Origin of the sequence: Rhizobium sp. RHZ01 (genome assembly GCF_014851595.1) — a bacterium.
GTDB lineage: Bacteria > Pseudomonadota > Alphaproteobacteria > Rhizobiales > Rhizobiaceae > Rhizobium > Rhizobium altiplani.
This window is the reverse complement of record NZ_JACUZZ010000094.1, coordinates 1-570: the sequence shown is the minus strand read 5'-3', so window position 1 is coordinate 570 and position 570 is coordinate 1. Positions and strand designations below refer to the sequence as shown.

Annotated in this window: 1 protein-coding gene; it reads right to left on the bottom strand. The window is 64.2% G+C overall.

Features of this window, described 5'->3' with window-relative positions; genetic code table 11:
* Positions 1-570, bottom strand: a 570-nt coding sequence (locus tag IB248_RS30950; protein ID WP_192242246.1) for a DUF4082 domain-containing protein, incomplete at both ends; no start/stop codon positions are given.

Sequence of the window (570 nt, the reverse complement as noted above, 5' to 3'; positions counted from 1 at the left end):
TGACCGGCGTTGCGAAGTTCACCGTCTGCCAGCCGCTCCCGGTGGTGCCGGAATAGGTGGCAGTGGCGAGCTTGGTGCCTCCGGTCGTCCACAGGTCGACGACGTTCTGGCCATTGTCGTTGGCGCTCCGGTAGAACTTGATGCCGGTAATTGTACCGGCAACATTCGCCTGGAACTTGACGCCGAGCTCTATCTGCCTGTTGTCATTGAGGTTCGTCTGGGCCGGCGTGCTGGTAGCGCTGAACAGGCTGTAGGTGGTGGGGGCTGCGGCCGTATTGATGCTGAAGGTCTCGCTGGTGGCGAGGCCGGCAATGTCGGTTGCCGTGACCTTGATGTCTGACGTGCCTGATGTCGTCGGCGTACCGCTGAAGGTGCGCGTCGAGGCATTGAAGCTCAGCCAGGTGGGAAGTGCCGTGCCGTCGGCAGAGGTTGCCGTGTAGGTCAGCGTTTCGCCGCTGTCGACATCGGTGAAGGTGCCGGCCGGCAGCACGAAGGAGAAGGCGGTGCCGGCCGTGGCATTCTGGGTGGCGGTCTGGGCCGCCAGAACAGGGGCGTCGTCGGCGCCGTGGA